The 15,236-nt window shown below is 66.1% G+C and carries 15 protein-coding genes; 12 read left to right on the top strand and 3 right to left on the bottom strand.

Features of this window, described 5'->3' with window-relative positions; genetic code table 11:
- The 9 genes from rbfA (at position 1) to EBS_RS07695 (ending at position 9,632) form a co-directional block, all read left to right on the top strand.
- The gene (gene rbfA, locus EBS_RS07735) at positions 1-396 is read left to right on the top strand and encodes a 30S ribosome-binding factor RbfA (protein ID WP_052199410.1); all 396 of its coding nucleotides are present in this window, start codon (positions 1-3) and stop codon (positions 394-396) included.
- 3 nt (positions 397-399) lie between these two features.
- Positions 400-1,323 carry a tRNA pseudouridine(55) synthase TruB gene (gene truB / locus EBS_RS07730; protein WP_043108093.1) on the top strand — a complete coding sequence of 308 codons (924 nt, stop codon included), beginning with the start codon at positions 400-402 and terminating at the stop codon, positions 1,321-1,323.
- Positions 1,324-1,480: 157 nt separating this feature from the next.
- Positions 1,481-1,750 (top strand): 30S ribosomal protein S15, encoded by a 270-nt coding sequence (gene rpsO, locus EBS_RS07725; RefSeq protein WP_043108092.1) that lies wholly within the window; start codon positions 1,481-1,483, stop codon positions 1,748-1,750.
- A gap of 34 nt (positions 1,751-1,784) precedes the next feature.
- On the top strand, positions 1,785-3,881 hold the full coding sequence (gene pnp, locus EBS_RS07720; protein WP_043108091.1) for a polyribonucleotide nucleotidyltransferase: 2,097 nt from the start codon (positions 1,785-1,787) through the stop codon (positions 3,879-3,881).
- Positions 3,882-3,958: 77 nt separating this feature from the next.
- A complete protein-coding gene (locus EBS_RS07715; RefSeq protein WP_043108090.1) occupies positions 3,959-4,969 on the top strand; it encodes a glycosyltransferase family 2 protein in 1,011 nt (336 codons plus the stop codon).
- Positions 4,969-6,552, top strand: coding sequence for an ArnT family glycosyltransferase (locus EBS_RS07710; RefSeq protein ID WP_043108089.1), 1,584 nt, complete (start codon positions 4,969-4,971; stop codon positions 6,550-6,552). The genes EBS_RS07715 and EBS_RS07710 overlap by 1 nt, the downstream gene beginning before the upstream one ends.
- Entirely contained in the window at positions 6,545-7,363 is an 819-nt protein-coding gene (locus EBS_RS07705; protein ID WP_052199409.1) for a phosphatase PAP2 family protein, read from the top strand. The genes EBS_RS07710 and EBS_RS07705 overlap by 8 nt, the downstream gene beginning before the upstream one ends.
- Before the next feature lie 17 nt (positions 7,364-7,380).
- A complete protein-coding gene (locus EBS_RS07700; protein WP_043108088.1) occupies positions 7,381-8,835 on the top strand; it encodes a glycosyltransferase family 39 protein in 1,455 nt (484 codons plus the stop codon).
- Positions 8,832-9,632, top strand: a complete 801-nt coding sequence (locus EBS_RS07695; protein WP_052199408.1) for a phosphatase PAP2 family protein — start codon at positions 8,832-8,834, stop codon at positions 9,630-9,632. Before EBS_RS07700 ends, EBS_RS07695 begins: the two co-directional genes overlap by 4 nt.
- Before the next feature lie 195 nt (positions 9,633-9,827).
- Here the strand turns inward: EBS_RS07695 and EBS_RS07685 are convergent, their stop codons facing one another.
- Both EBS_RS07685 and EBS_RS07680 read right to left on the bottom strand, forming a co-directional pair.
- Positions 9,828-10,256 carry a DNA polymerase III subunit chi gene (locus EBS_RS07685; protein ID WP_043108085.1) on the bottom strand — a complete coding sequence of 143 codons (429 nt, stop codon included), beginning with the start codon at positions 10,254-10,256 and terminating at the stop codon, positions 9,828-9,830.
- Between the two features lie 56 nt (positions 10,257-10,312).
- A complete protein-coding gene (locus EBS_RS07680) occupies positions 10,313-11,800 on the bottom strand; it encodes a leucyl aminopeptidase (protein WP_043108084.1) in 1,488 nt (495 codons plus the stop codon).
- Between the two features lie 164 nt (positions 11,801-11,964).
- On the opposite strand from EBS_RS07680, the gene lptF reads away from it, so the two are divergent.
- Positions 11,965-13,068 (top strand): LPS export ABC transporter permease LptF, encoded by a 1,104-nt coding sequence (lptF, locus tag EBS_RS07675; protein WP_148307704.1) that lies wholly within the window; start codon positions 11,965-11,967, stop codon positions 13,066-13,068.
- Complete coding sequence (lptG, locus tag EBS_RS07670; RefSeq protein WP_043108083.1) at positions 13,065-14,135, top strand: LPS export ABC transporter permease LptG; 1,071 nt, start codon at positions 13,065-13,067, stop codon at positions 14,133-14,135. The genes lptF and lptG overlap by 4 nt, the downstream gene beginning before the upstream one ends.
- 66 nt (positions 14,136-14,201) lie before the next feature.
- Here the strand turns inward: lptG and EBS_RS07665 are convergent, their stop codons facing one another.
- The gene (locus tag EBS_RS07665) at positions 14,202-14,648 is read right to left on the bottom strand and encodes an RDD family protein (RefSeq protein ID WP_043108082.1); all 447 of its coding nucleotides are present in this window, start codon (positions 14,646-14,648) and stop codon (positions 14,202-14,204) included.
- 230 nt (positions 14,649-14,878) lie between these two features.
- On the opposite strand from EBS_RS07665, the gene EBS_RS07660 reads away from it, so the two are divergent.
- The gene (locus EBS_RS07660; protein WP_081999883.1) at positions 14,879-15,232 is read left to right on the top strand and encodes a PilZ domain-containing protein; all 354 of its coding nucleotides are present in this window, start codon (positions 14,879-14,881) and stop codon (positions 15,230-15,232) included.
- The last annotated feature ends 4 nt before the right edge of the window (positions 15,233-15,236 follow it).

The raw sequence follows: 15,236 nt of genomic DNA, 5'->3' as shown, positions 1-15,236 counted from the left end.
ATGGCGAGACGGGAGTTCGGCCGGGAGGAACGGGTTGGCGCCGAGTTGCATCGCGAGCTGGCGCTGATCCTGCGTGACGAGGTGCGCGATCCGCGCCTCAACCAGGTCACTGTGCAAGAGGTGCGGGTGACGCGCGATCTGGCGCACGCCAAGGTGTACTTCACGGTGCTCGACCGCAATCAGGTGCGCAAGACCGAGCAGGCACTCAACAAGGCGGCCGGCTTTCTGCGCAAGCAGCTGGGTGGGCGGGTCATTCTGCGCACCATTCCCGCCTTGCATTTCGTATATGACCATTCGCTGGAGCGCGGCATGCGCCTGTCCTCTCTGATCGAGCAGGCGGTGGCCTCCAGCAGCGACCGGGACGCGGACGGCCCGGAAGACAACGAAGAGGACTGAGCCATGGGACGACGCAGGCGTCCGCGCGGCCGTGCGGTAAACGGCATCCTGTTGCTCGACAAGCCGGTGGGCATCTCGTCCAACGATGCCCTGCAACGGGTCAAGCACCTGTTCCACGCGCAGAAGGCAGGGCATACCGGCAGCCTGGACCCGCTCGCCTCGGGGCTGTTGCCGCTGTGCTTCGGCATTGCTACCCGCCTGTCGGCCTTCCTGCTGGACGCGGACAAGCACTACGAGGTGCGGGTACGCCTGGGCGAGACGACGACCACCGGCGATGCCGAAGGCGAGGTGCTGGAGCGGCGCCCGGTGGAGGGTATCGGGCGTGAGCAGATCGAGGCGGTGCTGCCGCAGTTCACCGGTGTGATCTCGCAGGTGCCGCCCATGTACTCGGCGATCAAGCACAAGGGCGAGCGCCTGTACAAGCTGGCGCGCGAGGGTATCGAGGCGGAGCGCAAGCCGCGCGAGATCACCATCCATGCCATGCGCCTCGGCGATATCGAGGGAGAGGAATTCGACCTGTACGTGCACTGTTCCAAGGGCACCTATGTACGCACCCTGGCCGAGGACATCGGTGAGGCGCTGGGCTGTGGCGCGCACGTGGTGGCGCTGCGGCGCAGCGGGGTGGGGCCCTATGCCGGACATCCCATGGTGAGCATGGAACAGATCGAACAGGCCGCGGCCGAGGGCAACGCCGCACTGGATGCCCTGCTGCTGCCGGTGGACACCGCGCTTGGTGATTGGCCGGCGGTGCACCTGAACGCCGATGCCAGCTATTACCTCAAGATGGGCCAGCCGGTGGTGGTGCCGCGCGCGCCCACCGAGGGTTGGGTGCGCCTCTACGAGGAGCCGGACCGCTTCATCGGCGTCGGCCAGGTGCAGGACGACGGGCGCATCGCGCCGAAAAGGCTGCTGACCGGCAGCGGCTGACTTTTCACGGGCTTTACGGCAAAATGCCGCACTTTCACGGGAATCCGTCCGACGGATTCCTTCATTTCGTTAAACGGCCGGGGTCGCCTGAAGTCATTGTCGGGGACCCCCTGAAGACACCGTCTTCCGCAAGGCCATCGATGACAGGAGACATGTCATGGCAATGAGTGCAGAACAGAAGGCCGCGATCATCGCGGAATATGGCAAGGGCCCCAACGACACGGGTTCCACCGAGGTGCAGGTCGCGCTGCTGACCGCGCGCATCGCGGATCTCACCCCCCACTTCCAGCAGCACAAGAAGGACCACCACTCCCGTCAGGGTCTGGTGCGCCTGGTCAACCAGCGCCGCAAGCTGCTGGACTACCTCAAGTCGAAGGACGTGGAAGCCTACCGCGACCTGATCAAGCGACTGGGACTACGCCGCTGATCCGCGGCATCACAGCAAGGTTGAGGATTTCCACGTGAGTCTTGTCAGAAAAGAGTTCCAATACGGCGACCACAAGGTCGTGCTCGAGACCGGCGAGATCGCCCGCCAGGCCGACGGCGCGGTGATGGTCAACATGGGTGACACCGTGGTGCTGTGCACCGTGGTGTACGAGAAGAACGCCTCGGTCGAGCGCGACTTCTTTCCGCTGACCGTCGATTACCAGGAAAAGACCTACGCCGCCGGCATCATCCCCGGCGGCTTTTTCCGTCGTGAGGGACGACCCTCGGAGAAGGAGATCCTGACCGCGCGCCTGATCGACCGTCCGATCCGTCCGCTGTTCCCCAAGGGTTTCACCAACGAGGTACAGGTGATCTGTACCGTGATGTCGCTGAACCCGGCGGTCGATCCGGAGATCCCCTCGCTGATCGGTACCTCGGCGGCGCTGGCCATCTCGGGCCTGCCCTTCGAGGGTCCCATCGGTGCGGCACGTGTCGGCTACAAGGATGGCCAGTACCTGCTCAACCAGCCCAAGACCGGCCTGTGTGACATCAGTGACCTGGACCTGGTGGTCGCGGGCACGAAAGAGGCGGTGCTGATGGTGGAGTCCGAGGCCCGCGAGTTGTCCGAGGAGGTCATGCTCGGTGCCGTGCTGTTCGGCCACGAGCAGATGCAGGTGGCCATCGAGGCCATCGAGGCGCTGGCCGCCGAGGCCGGCAAGCCGCGCATGGAAGTCCCCGAGAAACCCGAGAACACCGCGCTGGTCGAGGCCGTCGAGGCTGCCATCGGCGAACAGCTGCGTGCCGCCTACCAGATCGCCGACAAGATGGAGCGCTATGCCGCCATCGACGCGGCCAAGGCCGAGGCGAAGGAGAAGCTCTGCGGCGGTGAGGAACCGCAGTTCGACGAGGCCGAGGTGGGCGAGGCCATCGAGAAACTCAAGAAGCAGATCGTGCGTGGACGCATCCTGGCCGGCGAACCGCGCATCGACGGTCGCGACACCCGCACGGTGCGGCCGATCAACATCCGTACCCGGGTGTTGCCGCGTACCCACGGCTCGGCGTTGTTCACCCGCGGCGAGACCCAGGCGCTGGTGGTCACCACCCTGGGTACCGAGCGCGATTCGCAGATCATCGACGCGCTCAGCGGTTCCTACAAGGAGCCGTTCATGCTGCATTACAACTTCCCGCCCTTCTGCGTGGGCGAGACCGGCCGCGTCGGCAGCCCCAAGCGCCGCGAGATCGGCCACGGCCGCCTGGCCAAGCGTGGCGTGCTGGCGGTAATGCCGAGCATGGACGAGTTCCCGTACTCGATCCGCGTGGTCTCCGAGATCACCGAGTCCAACGGCTCCTCGTCGATGGCCTCGGTGTGCGGCACCAGCCTGTCGCTGATGGACGCCGGCGTGCCGCTGAAGGCCCCGGTGGCCGGCGTGGCCATGGGCCTGATCAAGGAGGGCGATCGCTTCGCCGTGCTCACCGACATCCTGGGCGACGAGGATCACCTCGGCGACATGGATTTCAAGGTGGCCGGCACCGAGCAGGGCATCAATGCCCTGCAGATGGACATCAAGATCAACGGCATTACCCGTGAGATCATGGAGATCGCGCTGGAGCAGGCGAAGGAAGGCCGGCTGCACATCCTCGGCGAGATGAACAAGGCGATCTCGGCGCCGCGCGAGGAGATGTCCGAGCACGCACCGCGCATCGTCTCGTTCAAGATCAACCCCGAGAAGATCCGCGATGTGATCGGCAAGGGCGGGGCGACCATCCGCTCCATCACCGAGGAGACCGGCGCCACGGTCGATATCTCCGACGACGGCACGGTCAAGATCTTCTCCGTGGACAAGGCCGCCGGCGACGAGGCCCGCCGCCGCGTGGAGCAGATCACCGCCGATATCGAGGTGGGCAAGATCTACGAGGGCAAGGTAGTGCGCCTGATGGACTTCGGCGCCTTCGTCAACATCCTGCCCGGCAAGGACGGGCTGGTGCACATCTCGCAGATCTCGGAAGAGCGCGTGGCCAATGTGGCCGATGAACTCTCTGAGGGTCAGGTGGTCAAGGTCAAGGTGCTCGAGGTGGACAAGCAGGGGCGCATCCGCCTGAGCATGAAGGCCGTGCAGGACGGCGAGGGCTGAACCCCCCGCCGCGCCGCAAGAAGGGGCCTGGCGGCCCCTTTTTGCGTTTTCCACAGTCGCTGTTGGACCAGGTAGCCATGCAAGAGAACGATTCGCTTTCGGTGGTGATCCCGCTTTACCACGAAGAGGACAACGTCCTGCCGCTGGTGGCGCGGGTGCACGAGGGACTGGCCGATTATCCCGGTCCCTGGGAACTGATCTGTGTGGACGATGGCAGTGCCGATCGCACCGTCGAACGCCTGCGCGAGGCGCAGCAGCAATACGGCGATCATGTGCGCATCATCCGCATGCGGCGCAACTTCGGCCAGACCGCCGCCATGCAGGCCGGTATCAATGCCGCGCGGGGGCGCTACATCGCCACCCTCGATGGCGATCTGCAGAACGACCCGGCGGATATCCCGCGCATGCTCGAGGAGCTGCACGAGCGTGATCTCGACCTGTTGCAGGGCTGGCGCCGCGAACGCCATGACGACGAGGTGCGCAAGTTCTTCTCGCGGGTGGCCAACCGCTTGATCGCACGCGTGACCGGAGTCGATCTGCACGACTATGGTTGCAGCCTCAAGGTGTATCGCGCCGAGGTGATCAAGCGGGTCAAGCTGTTCGGCGAGATGCATCGTTTCATCCCGGTGTGGGTGGCGGGCGTGACCTCGCCACGGCGCATCGGCGAGACGGTGGTCACCCACCATGCGCGGCAGTTCGGCAGTTCCAAGTACGGCCTGTCGCGTACTTTTCGGGTGATCGTGGACCTGCTCACGGTGTTCTTCTTCCTGCGCTTCCGCGCGCGCCCGGGGCACTTCTTCGGTTCTATCGGCCTGGCCTTCGCTGCCCTGGGCGGTGCCGGCATGACCTGGCTGGGCTTCGTCAAGTTCGTGCTCGGCGAGTCCATCGCCGGGCGGCCGTTACTGATCGTCTCGGTGCTGCTGCTGATGATGTCCATCCAGATGCTCACCACCGGGGTGATGGCCGAGATGCTCTCGCGCACCTTCTTCGAGAGCGGTGGCGGGCGCGCCTACCACATCCTCGAGATGGACGGTGACGAGGCGGGCTGGCACGCGCCAGGCGAGGGCGCGACGGTGGCCGGGGACTGATGTCGCAGTACCTGTCGCGGTTCTCGACCCGTCCAGCGGCACTGGCCCTGGCGCTGGTGCTGATGGTCTGGGGGTTCTGGTCGGCGCCGCTGTACGACCTGGACGAGGGCGCCTTCACCGAGGCCACGCGCGAGATGCTGGCCTCGGGCAATTACACCTCCATTTACCTCAACGGTGCGCCACGGCACGACAAGCCCATCCTCATCTACTGGTTGCAGGCGGCCTCGGCGAAGCTGTTCGGCCTGAACGAGTTCGCCCTGCGCCTGCCTTCGGTGCTGGCTGCCCTGGCCTGGGTGTGGGCGCTGTTCGCCTTCGTGCGCCGGCAGGTCGACCGCGAGACGGCCTTCGTCGCAGCCCTGTTGCTGTCGCTGTCGCTGTACGTGGGGTTGATTGCACGCGCGGCGGTGGCCGATGCGCTGCTCAACCTGTTCCTCGCGCTGACGATGTTCGACATCTACCGCTACTGGAAACAGCCCGCGCGCGGCCTGCACCTGCGCATCTTCCTGTGGCTGGGGCTGGGTTTTCTCACCAAGGGACCGGTGGCGGTGTTCTTTCCGCTGCTGGTCAGCGGGCTGTTCTATGTCAGCCTGGGTGCCTGGCGCGACTGGCTGCGCGCAGTGTTCCACTGGCCGGGCATCGCGCTGTTCCTGGCGATCGTGCTGCCCTGGCACATCGCCGTCTACCTGGACACGGGCTGGGCCTTCTTCGAGGGCTTCTACCTGCATCACAACCTCGATCGCTACAACGGGGCGATGGAGGGGCACGGCGGCAGCCTGCTGTACTTCGCGGCGGTGGCCCCGCTGCTGGTGATGCCCTTTGCCGGCTGGCTGGTCGCCACGCTGCGACGGCTGCCCGAGGCCCGGCGGGATCCGCTGGACCGTTTCGCCTGGCTGTGGTTCTTCTGTGTGCTGCTGTTCTTTTCCTTCTCGGCGACCAAGCTGCCGCACTACCTGCTGTACGGCATCACCGGGGCCCTGATCCCCATGGCACGGTACCGGGGCAATCTGCGTCGGACCTGGCCGCACTTCCTGCCGGTCTTCATCCTGATGGCGCTGTTCGCCCTGCTGCCGCAGGCCCTGGACTGGGCGGCAGGGCAGACCGACCGGCTCTACGAACTGACCCTGTTCCGCGAGGGCACGGCGCGGTTTTCGGGCACGCCACAATGGCTGCTGACCGCTGCGCTGGTGCTGCTGGCAGGGGTAGCCCTGCTGCGCCTGCCGGTCTGGCAGCGCCTGTTGCTGGCCGGTTTCGTGCAGGGGGCGGCCGTGGCCTTCATCGTGCTGCCGGGGGTGATGGGGGTGTTGCAGGACGGTCCCCGCGCCGCCGGGCTGCTCGCCCGTGCGCAAGGCAAGTCCGTGGTCTTCTACCGCGTCCATCAACCCAGCGTGAGCGTCTACGCGCAGCAGGTGAGTCCGAGGTTGCGCGATCCGGCCGCGTTGCGCCCGGGGCAGTGGGTCTACCTGCGGATCGACAAGCTGGACGATTTCCTCGCCCTGCCGTTGCCGTGGGAGCGGCGCGTGGTGTTCCGCCAGGGGCCGGCGGTACTGGTCGCCATCGAGGCGCGGGAGTCCGGTGATGGATGAGTCGGGCGTGCGACTGGCATCGGTGATGCAATGGGCGCGCGAGCGCCAGCGGCGCTGTTTGCCGGCGGGGATCGATACCCTGTTGCTGTTGACCATTGCCGTGGCCTGGCTGGGCATTCTGCTGGCCTGGTCGGGGGGGTATCACGCCGGTTTCTCTGTCCTGCATCCCCTGCTGGGTGCCTTGTTGCCCGACCTGGCCTGGGAGGCCATCACCCGTTTCGGTGACGAACGGTTGCTGCTGGCGCTCACCTTGCTGTTCGCCCGCCGGCACCCCGAACTGCTCTGGGCCATGGTGCTGGCCGCCGTGCTGGGCGCGCTCTACAGCCGTGGCCTCAAGCACCTGGTCGATGCCCTGCGGCCCCCCGCCGTGCTGTCGCCGGAAGCGCTGAGGGTGATCGGTCCGGTGCTGCATTCGCACAGCTTTCCCTCGGGTCATACCACTTCGGCCTTCGTGTTCTTTGGCGTGCTCGCGGCCTGCACGCGCAGCGGACACGTACGGGCAGCGGCGTTGCTGGCCGCCACTCTGGTGGGCCTGAGTCGGGTGGCACTGGGCGTGCACTGGCCACAGGATGTGCTGGCTGGCGCCTTTGGTGGCATGCTGGCCGCAGCAATGGGCACCTGGCTCAGCCTGCACTGGCGGGCCGGCCTGCGTCCGCGCGTGCATCTTGCGCTGCTGCTGTTGCCGTTGGGGGCCTTGCCGGTGCTGCTGTTGTCCGATGCAGGCAACCCGTCTGCCGACTGGCTGGTCTGGCCGCTGGTGTTTGCCATGGCGGCCCAGTTCGCACTGGATTACCTGTCCGATCGCCGATGAGCAGGGCAGGGGACAGGGTGTTCTGGCTGCGCCTGGCCTGGTGGGGGGTCTGGGGGTTGGCCCTGTATCGCCTGGCGGTGCTGCTCTGGGGCGACATCCCGCTGGACGTGGAAGAGGCCTACTATCTGGACTGGGCGCGTCACCTGGAGGCGGGGTATTTTTCCAAGCCGCCCCTGCTGACCTGGGTGCTGGCCGGGGTGACGGCGCTGCTGGGCGATGGGCTGGCGGTGATCAAGTCGGTCGCCGTGTTCTTCCACGCTGTTGCGGCCCTGTTCGTGTATGGCATCGGTGCGCGCCTGTTCGATGCACGCACCGGCGCCTGGGCTGCGATCGCCTTCCAGTCGCTGCCGCTGGTCGGGGTGCTGTCGGTGTTCGCCAGTACCGATGCGCCGTTGATGTGCTTCTGGGCCGCTACCCTCTATGGCTTCGTGCGTGCCGTCGAGCGCGACGCGCTGCGCTGGTGGCTGTTCACCGGGGCGATGGCCGGGCTGGGCCTGCTCTCCAAGTACACTATCGGGGCCCTGGCGGTGGGACTGGCGTTGGCCCTGCTGGCCGATGCGCGCTGGCGGTCGAGGATGGCCTCGCCCCGGCTGTGGGCGGGTCTCGGGGTCGCCGTGCTGGCCTGGTCGCCCAACCTGTGGTGGCTGGCGACCCACGACTGGGTTACGGTGGATCACACCCGCCATATCACCGTGGCGATTCCCCGGGCAGGCGACTGGGGAAACCTGGGCGAATACCTGCTGGGGCAGGTCGGGGCCTTCGGTCCCTTGCTGGCACTGTCCCTGCCATTGTGGATCGGGCGGCCCGCCCTGTGGCGTGATCCGGCGGCCCGGCTGCTCCTGCTCGCCTCGCTGCCGTTGCTCGGGCTGGTGAGCTACCAGGCCTGGCGGCACGAGGCCAATCTCAACTGGGCGGCGCCGGCCTATATCGGCCTCACCCTGGTGGCGGTGCACTGGTTGCTGACCCACGCACGGCGCTGGCTGTTCGCCGCCATTGGCCTGAACCTGCTGCTGGTGGCCGGTCTCTATCACTATCACGCCCTGGCGGATGTGCTTGGCGTTCAGCTCACGCGCAAGACCGACCCCTGGTTCAAGCGCCTGTGCTGGCGTGAGCTGGGGACGCAACTGGTGGATGTCCGCCGACGTTACCCGCGCGCGGTGCTGTTGTCCGATTCGCGCAAGCTGCTGGCCCTGCTGGGGTATCATGCGCGCCTGGATGGGCGTCCGCCGGTGTTGCGTTCGTGGAATCCGTCACGCCGCTGGCGCCATCAGTACGACCTGCATGACGACATCGCCGATCATGCGGATGGCGAATTCCTGTTCGTGAGCCGCCGGGCGCTGGACGACAGTGTGCTGACGCGTTTCGCGCAGGGCGAGCTGGTCGCCATCCTGCGGGTCGGGGTCTATCCGGACCTGATCCGGCGTCTGTATGTCTATCGTCTCACCGGTTTTCGGGGGTATGCCTCGCCATGAAGTGGCTGTTGCGGTTCTGGCCGATCCCAACCCTGCTGGCCCTGCAACTGCTGTTCTGGCAGGTGCCGGCCATCGACCTGACGGTCAGCGGCTGGTTCTGGGATGCACAGGAGGGGTTCTTTCTGCGGGAACTGCTGCCCGTGCAGTGGAGTTACGCGCTGTTTCGTGACTTGCCCTATGTGGCAGTGCCGATGCTGGTGTGGCTGTTTTTCGCGAGCTGGTGGTGGCGGGGCAGGGCCGAGGCCGGCCTGCGGCGGCGCCTGTTGTTCCTGTTCCTGGTGATGGGTATCGGCCCCGGCCTGCTGGTCAACGAGGTGTTCAAGGCCGAGTCGGGTCGCGCACGCCCGGCTACCGTGGAGCAATTCGGTGGTGAGCGCCGGTTCACCCCGGCCTTCGAACCGGCGGATCAGTGCGCCTCGAACTGTTCCTTCGTCAGCGGACATGCCGCCATGGGGTTCTGGTTCCTGGCCTTTGCCTGGGTGCTGGGTGATCGCCGCTGGCTATGGTGGGGCGGGGCGATCGGCCTGCTGGTCGGTGGCGGGCGCGTGATCCAGGGCGCGCACTTCCTCAGCGACGTCCTGTTCGGCTACCCGATCGTACTGGTGACCGCCCTGGTGGTGGCGCGGCTGCTGCTGGGGGGGGGTGGCCGCCGGCGGGCAGCACGACCGCTCAGCCGCGTCGCTGACTGGCGCGATCGCTGTGGATGGCCTCGTCCACGGCTTCGCGGATCATCAGCGACAGTTCGTTCTCCAGCCGGTGCCGCAGGTCTCGGGCCAGACGGCGGGCGCTGTCCTTGACGGCATCCCGGATGGCTTCCTTGATGATGGGCTGGAGCTGTTGCTCCAACGATTGGGCCAGTTCCTCGGCGCGAGCCGGGTCGAGCAGCACATCCGCTCCGGCCTCCTCGTTCTCCATCACTTCCCTGCTGTCCCCCAAAACACTCCTGATTACCGGAATATGCTTTTTATTCAACATAATGGCCCCCTCTATTCTCAGGCAATCTCGTGCATCTCCAGGGGATAGCCCCTGTCACGATAGAAACGATACCGCTGGCGGCTCGCTTCACGCACGGCCTGTTCATTGTCTACGCATTCTGCCAGCCGCTGGAAACGGCTGAAGAATGTCGGCACCTCCATGGCCAGATTGATGAGGACATCGTGTTCCTCGATGGCTTGCGATGCATCCCCGATGAGGATCGGGTTACAGGCAGGGTCGGCTTCCCCCAGCAAGCCGTGTGGGACGAAGCTCTGGTCCTGGAAGGTCCAGAGCAGGCGGTCCATGTGTCGCGCCTCCTCGGGTGACGGCGTGTGGATCACCACGCGATGTCCGGTCCTGCGGGCCTTGTCGGCAACCCGGCAGGCCAGCACATGGCGATTGCCGCGGCCATGTGCGGCGACCACGTAGAAGTCGACTCTGGTCACCTTTCCGTCCGGTGACGCGGTCGCTTGTTTTTACTGAGCATCCAAAGCATAGACCATCAATCAGTGACTTTACAGCGTTTCATGAGAAATTGGGTCAACAAGGGGACGGGACGCCCGGTGGCCCCCTTGTCGTTGCCCGAGACCCAGGCGGTGCCGGCGATGTCCAGGTGCGCCCACTTGAAGGACTTGGTGAAGCGCGAGAGGAAGCAGGCGGCGGTGATGGTGCCCGCGGCGCGACCGCCGATATTGGCCATGTCGGCGAAGTTGGAGTCGAGCTGCTTCTGGTAGTCGTCCCAGAGCGGCAGGCGCCAGACCCGGTCGTTGGCGGCTTCGCCGGCGCGGGTGATCTCCTCGGCCAGGCGGTCGTCGTTGGCCATCAGCCCGCTGGCATGGTGGCCCAGGGCGATGATGCAGGCCCCGGTCAGCGTGGCGATGTCGATCACTGCCGCCGGTTCGAAGCGCTCGGTGTAGGTCAGCGCATCGCACAGGATCAGGCGGCCCTCGGCGTCGGTATTGAGCACCTCCACGGTCTGGCCGGACATCGTGGTCACGATGTCGCCAGGCTTGTTGGCGTTGCCGTCGGGCAGGTTCTCCGACGCGGGCACCACGCCGACCACGTTGATCGGCAGATCCAGTTCCAGGCAGGCGGCGAGGGTGCCGAACACGCTGGCGCCACCGCACATGTCGTATTTCATCTCGTCCATGGCTTGCGCCGGCTTGATGGAGATGCCGCCGGCGTCGAAGGTCAGGCCCTTGCCGACCAGGGCGACGGGCTTGCTGCCGCGCTTGCCACCCCGGTATTCCATCACGATGAGCTTGGCCGGCTGACGGCTGCCGCGTGACACCGAGAGCAGGGCGCCCATGCCCAGCTTTTCCATGTCCTTCTCTTCGAGCACGGTGACCTTCAGCTTGCGCTGGCCTCGTGCCAGCTTGTGCGCCTGCTCGGCCAGGTAGGTGGGGGTGCAGATATTGCCCGGCAGGTTGCCCAGGTCGCGCGCCAGCCGGGCGCCGTTGGCGATGGCCTGTCCGTGGGCGCAGGCCTTCTGCAGGCGCTTCAGATGACGCCGATCGTCGGTGACGAAGGTTGCCTGGCGCAGTGGCTTGCGCGGTTTCTCGACTTCGCTCTTGCACTCGTCGAAGCGGTACACCGCGGCCTCGATGCCGGCGATGGCCTCGCGCACCAGTGCATAACCGTCCTCATCGTCGGGCAGGCAGATGGCGAGGGAGCCAATGTTCGCCTGCTTCAGCGCGGGGGTGGCCTTGCGCAGCGCCTCACCGAAGGTCAGTGCCGAAAAGTCCTTCTGCCGCCCCAGGCCGAGCAGCACGATCCGCGCCGCGGCGATGCCCTCGACCTGGTAGAGCATCAGGGTTTCGCCCGTCCTGCCGTGGAAATCGCCCTTGCGCAGGATACGGCGCAGCAGGCCGCCGCTGGCCTGATCCAGCGTGTCGAAGGCCGTGCTGGCGCGGTGGCGTTCATGCACACCGACGATCAGGCAGGGCGTCTTGAGATCGGTAACCGGGACGTGCTTGCTGTTGTACTTCATCGGTATCCTCTTGGTGACGGTGGTCCGGCGCGCCCGCCGAGGCGTGACCGGCGCCGATTTGCTAGCATGCCGCGCAGCGCCGCCCGCTGTGGTGGCGACAGAGGACTGAGTGTAGCAAAGGCCGGCCCGGAGCGGTCCCGGCGCGATACCCGCCAGGAGGTCCGGTGACCCTCATCGACAGATTGCTGATGCGCGAGGTGTTCAAGGCACTGCTGGTCACCTTGCTGATCCTGATGCTGGTGTTGCTGGCGAGCCACTTCGTCAAGCTGCTGGGCAAGGCCGCGGCGGGCAATATCAGCCCGCACGTGGTGTTGAGTCTGCTCGGGCTGCAGGCGATCAAGGTGCTGGGTGTGCTGTTGCCGCCGGCTTTCTTCTTTTCCCTGCTGTGGGTGCTGGGCGGCATGTACCGTGATGGCGAGATGGTGGCCTTGCAGGCAGCAGGCGTGGGCCCGGCGCGGTTCTATCGGTCGGTCATGTTGCTGGCCGTGCCGCTGGCGCTGCTGACGGCCATCCTGTCGTTCGAGGGCCTGCCCTGGGCCAATGCCGCCATCGAACGGATCAAGCTCGCACAACGCGACGTGCTGGATATCGGCGGTATCCGCCCCGGCCGCTTCAACGATTTCGACAAGGGGCGGCTGGTGATCTATACCCGGGGCATGTCGGACGATGGTCGCCGCCTGCAAGGTGTGTTCGTGCGGGACCGTCAGCACGGGCGTTCCGGCATCGTGGTCGCCCGGGAGGCCTACCAGGCATTCGACCAGGCCAGCGGCGATCGCTTCGTGATACTGGCCGACGGTCGTCGTTACGAAGGGCGGCCGGGTCAGGCGGACTATGCGGTAGCCACCTTTGGCGAGTATGCCCTGCGCCTGCCGCGGCTCGACCTGGGGCAGCGGCGCCTGCGGGTGGGCGCGCGTGCGACCGACGATCTCTGGCGTGACGGCAGCCTGCCGGCCCGCGCCGAGATCCAGTATCGCCTGTCGGTGCCGACAGGCGTGCTGGTATTCGCCTTGCTGGCGGTACCGCTGGCACGCACCCGGCCACGCGGCGATGTCTATGGTCGGGTGGGCCTGGCGGTGCTGGTGTATTTCGTTTTCATGAACCTGCAACGCGTGGCCGAGCGCTGGATGGAGCTGGGCGTGCTGCCGGCCTGGCTGGGCATGTGGTGGGTGGCGCTGGTGATGATCGGCATCGGTGGCCTGGTGATGCTAGCCGACTCCTTCTGGCTGGCCGGTTGGTTGCGACGCTGGCGTGAGCGACGGGCGGCATGATGTTCGGTATTCTCGATCGCTATATTGGCTGGACCATCGCGCGCGCTACCGCCATGACCATCCTGGTGCTGGTGATCCTGCTCTCCTTCGTCAATCTGGTCGAGGAGCTGGACCAGGTCAGCCGCGGTGGCTACACCATGGGGGATGCCCTGCTGGTGTCCCTGCTCACCGCTCCGCGCTACCTGTTCGAGGTCTTTCCCGTGGCCGCACTGCTTGGCAGCCTGCTCGGCCTGGGCGGGCTGGCGGCGCGCAGTGAACTGGTGGCGATGCGTACGGCGGGGTTCTCGCTGGGACACATCATGCTGGCCGTACTCAAGGTGGGCGTGCTGATGATGCTGGTGGTGGTCGCCTTCAGTGAACTGCTGGCGCCGCCGGCCGAGCAGTATGCCCAGGAATTGCGTACCGGCAAGCTGCTGGGCCAACAGGCCCTGACCAGCCGTTATGGTTTCTGGGCACGGGACGAGCAGGCCTTCATCAACATCCGTTCCCTGGGCGATGGCCGGCACCTGCGCGACATCACCATCTACGAGTTCGACGGTGACGACCGGCTGCGCCTGGCCACGCATGCCGCACGTGCGGATTACGAGGGCGACCACTGGGTACTGCGGGACATCGCGCAGAGTGAACTGGACGAAGGCGGCGTGCAGGTCCGTTCCCTGGCATCGGCGCGTTGGGACTCGCCCCTGGACCCGGCCTTGCTGAGTGCCGTGGTGGTCCGTCCCACCATGCTGCCTCTGTGGGAGCTGGCCGACTACATTGCCTTCATGCGCGAGAATGCCCAGTCGGCCATCGACTACGAGGTGGCCTTCTGGCTGAAGATCGTCAACCCCTTCGCCACCCTGGCGATGCTGTTTCTCGCCGTGCCCTTCGTGCTGCGGGCGGGGCGCAATGTGGGGGTGGGGCAGCGCATCTTTCTGGGCGCAGTGGTGGGTGCGGTGTTCTTCCTGCTCACCCGGGCCCTGTCGTACGTGGCGGTGGTGTACCAGATAGACCCGGCAGTCACGGCGGTGGTGCCGGCCGGTGTCTTTCTGGTGCTGGCCCTGTTGCTGTTGCGGCGGGTGCGGTGAGGAATCCCTGTATCAAGTCGGAGCGATGAGATCAGGTTTCACGACTTGTTCAGCGGTTCCTCGAGTTCAGGCGTCCTTGCGGGTCATGACCAGCCAGGTGTTCGACAGGCGGTCGTGCCAGGCGGCGCGGTCCCGGTCGAACAACACCCAGAGATAGCCCAACCCCAGCGCCAGCCAGGAGAGCAGGGCGGCCAGGCAGCGCAGCAGGGCCTGGCGCAGCCCGATGGGACCGCCGTCAGGGCCGACCACGCGCAACCGCCAGGCGCGCATGCCCAGGGTCTGGCCGCCGTGAGTCCAGAAACCGCAATAGAAGGCGATCGGCGCGGCCAGCAGGTAGAGCTGGAGCAGCCAGTGCGTTCCCTCGCCCGGATGGCCGCCCAGCGCCGAGCGGATGGCCGCGTCGACCGCCGCGCCGACCAGCCACAGCGCCAGGATCAGCCAGGCATCGTAGAAAATGGCCGCGAGACGCCGGAGCAGTCCGGGGCGACTGGCCTGTTCGAGTGACACGGGCATGGAGGGGCTTCTCAGGGTTTTTACCGAAGGGATGCGGGGGTCATCCGGATTCCAATTCTTGAGCATTTTCCCATAATCAGTGCTCATCAGCGACTGCCCCGAATGTTTCCCGGTCGTCAGCGATCGATCGGGGCCGTGGCTTTTTCATTCTGGCCGAAATCCCGTCGTGCCGGTGAGCCGGACAAGCCTCCACAGGAAGCGGCGCATCCCAGCGATTTCAGGAGGAACTCATGGAGAGAAGGAAACAATCCCGTCATCCGGTCTGCCTGTATGCGGTGGTGACCTGTCCGCGCTTTGGCCTGTTTCGGGGCGCGGTGGAGAATCTGAGTGCCGATGGCGTCTATGTGCGTACCCGCAATGTCAACATGTGCATCGATGTGCCGGTCACGCTTACCCTGCAGGGCGGGGAGGGGGCGCAACAGACCTGTTGCGAGGTCAGTGGCGTGGTGGTGCACCAGGATGCCGAGGGGTTCGGTGTGCGTTTCGCCGACGTGGAGGAATCCTGCATCCGGCGGCTGCGTGAACTGCTTGCGGAGGACGCGACGCCGGTTGATGGCAGAGAGGCACTGCTGGCCGCTTCCTGATACC

The sequence above is a fragment of the endosymbiont of unidentified scaly snail isolate Monju genome (assembly GCF_000801295.1).
In the GTDB taxonomy this organism is placed as follows: domain Bacteria; phylum Pseudomonadota; class Gammaproteobacteria; order Chromatiales; family Chromatiaceae; genus MONJU.
This window is presented reverse-complemented; position numbering and strand designations above follow the sequence as displayed.

Bases quoted from the DNA above. Each gene is read 5' to 3' on its own strand.
- EBS_RS07705 (WP_052199409.1), top strand. From the start codon at position 6,545: ATGGATGAGTCGGGCGTGCGACTGGCATCGGTGATGCAATGGGCGCGC.
- lptG (WP_043108083.1), top strand. From the start codon at position 13,065: ATGATGTTCGGTATTCTCGATCGCTATATTGGCTGGACCATCGCGCGC.
- EBS_RS07665 (WP_043108082.1), bottom strand. From the start codon at position 14,648: ATGCCCGTGTCACTCGAACAGGCCAGTCGCCCCGGACTGCTCCGGCGT.
- rbfA (WP_052199410.1), top strand. From the start codon at position 1: ATGGCGAGACGGGAGTTCGGCCGGGAGGAACGGGTTGGCGCCGAGTTG.
- EBS_RS07695 (WP_052199408.1), top strand. From the start codon at position 8,832: ATGAAGTGGCTGTTGCGGTTCTGGCCGATCCCAACCCTGCTGGCCCTG.
- truB (WP_043108093.1), top strand. From the start codon at position 400: ATGGGACGACGCAGGCGTCCGCGCGGCCGTGCGGTAAACGGCATCCTG.
- EBS_RS07710 (WP_043108089.1), top strand. From the start codon at position 4,969: ATGTCGCAGTACCTGTCGCGGTTCTCGACCCGTCCAGCGGCACTGGCC.
- rpsO (WP_043108092.1), top strand. From the start codon at position 1,481: ATGGCAATGAGTGCAGAACAGAAGGCCGCGATCATCGCGGAATATGGC.
- EBS_RS07660 (WP_081999883.1), top strand. From the start codon at position 14,879: ATGGAGAGAAGGAAACAATCCCGTCATCCGGTCTGCCTGTATGCGGTG.
- EBS_RS07715 (WP_043108090.1), top strand. From the start codon at position 3,959: ATGCAAGAGAACGATTCGCTTTCGGTGGTGATCCCGCTTTACCACGAA.
- EBS_RS07680 (WP_043108084.1), bottom strand. From the start codon at position 11,800: ATGAAGTACAACAGCAAGCACGTCCCGGTTACCGATCTCAAGACGCCC.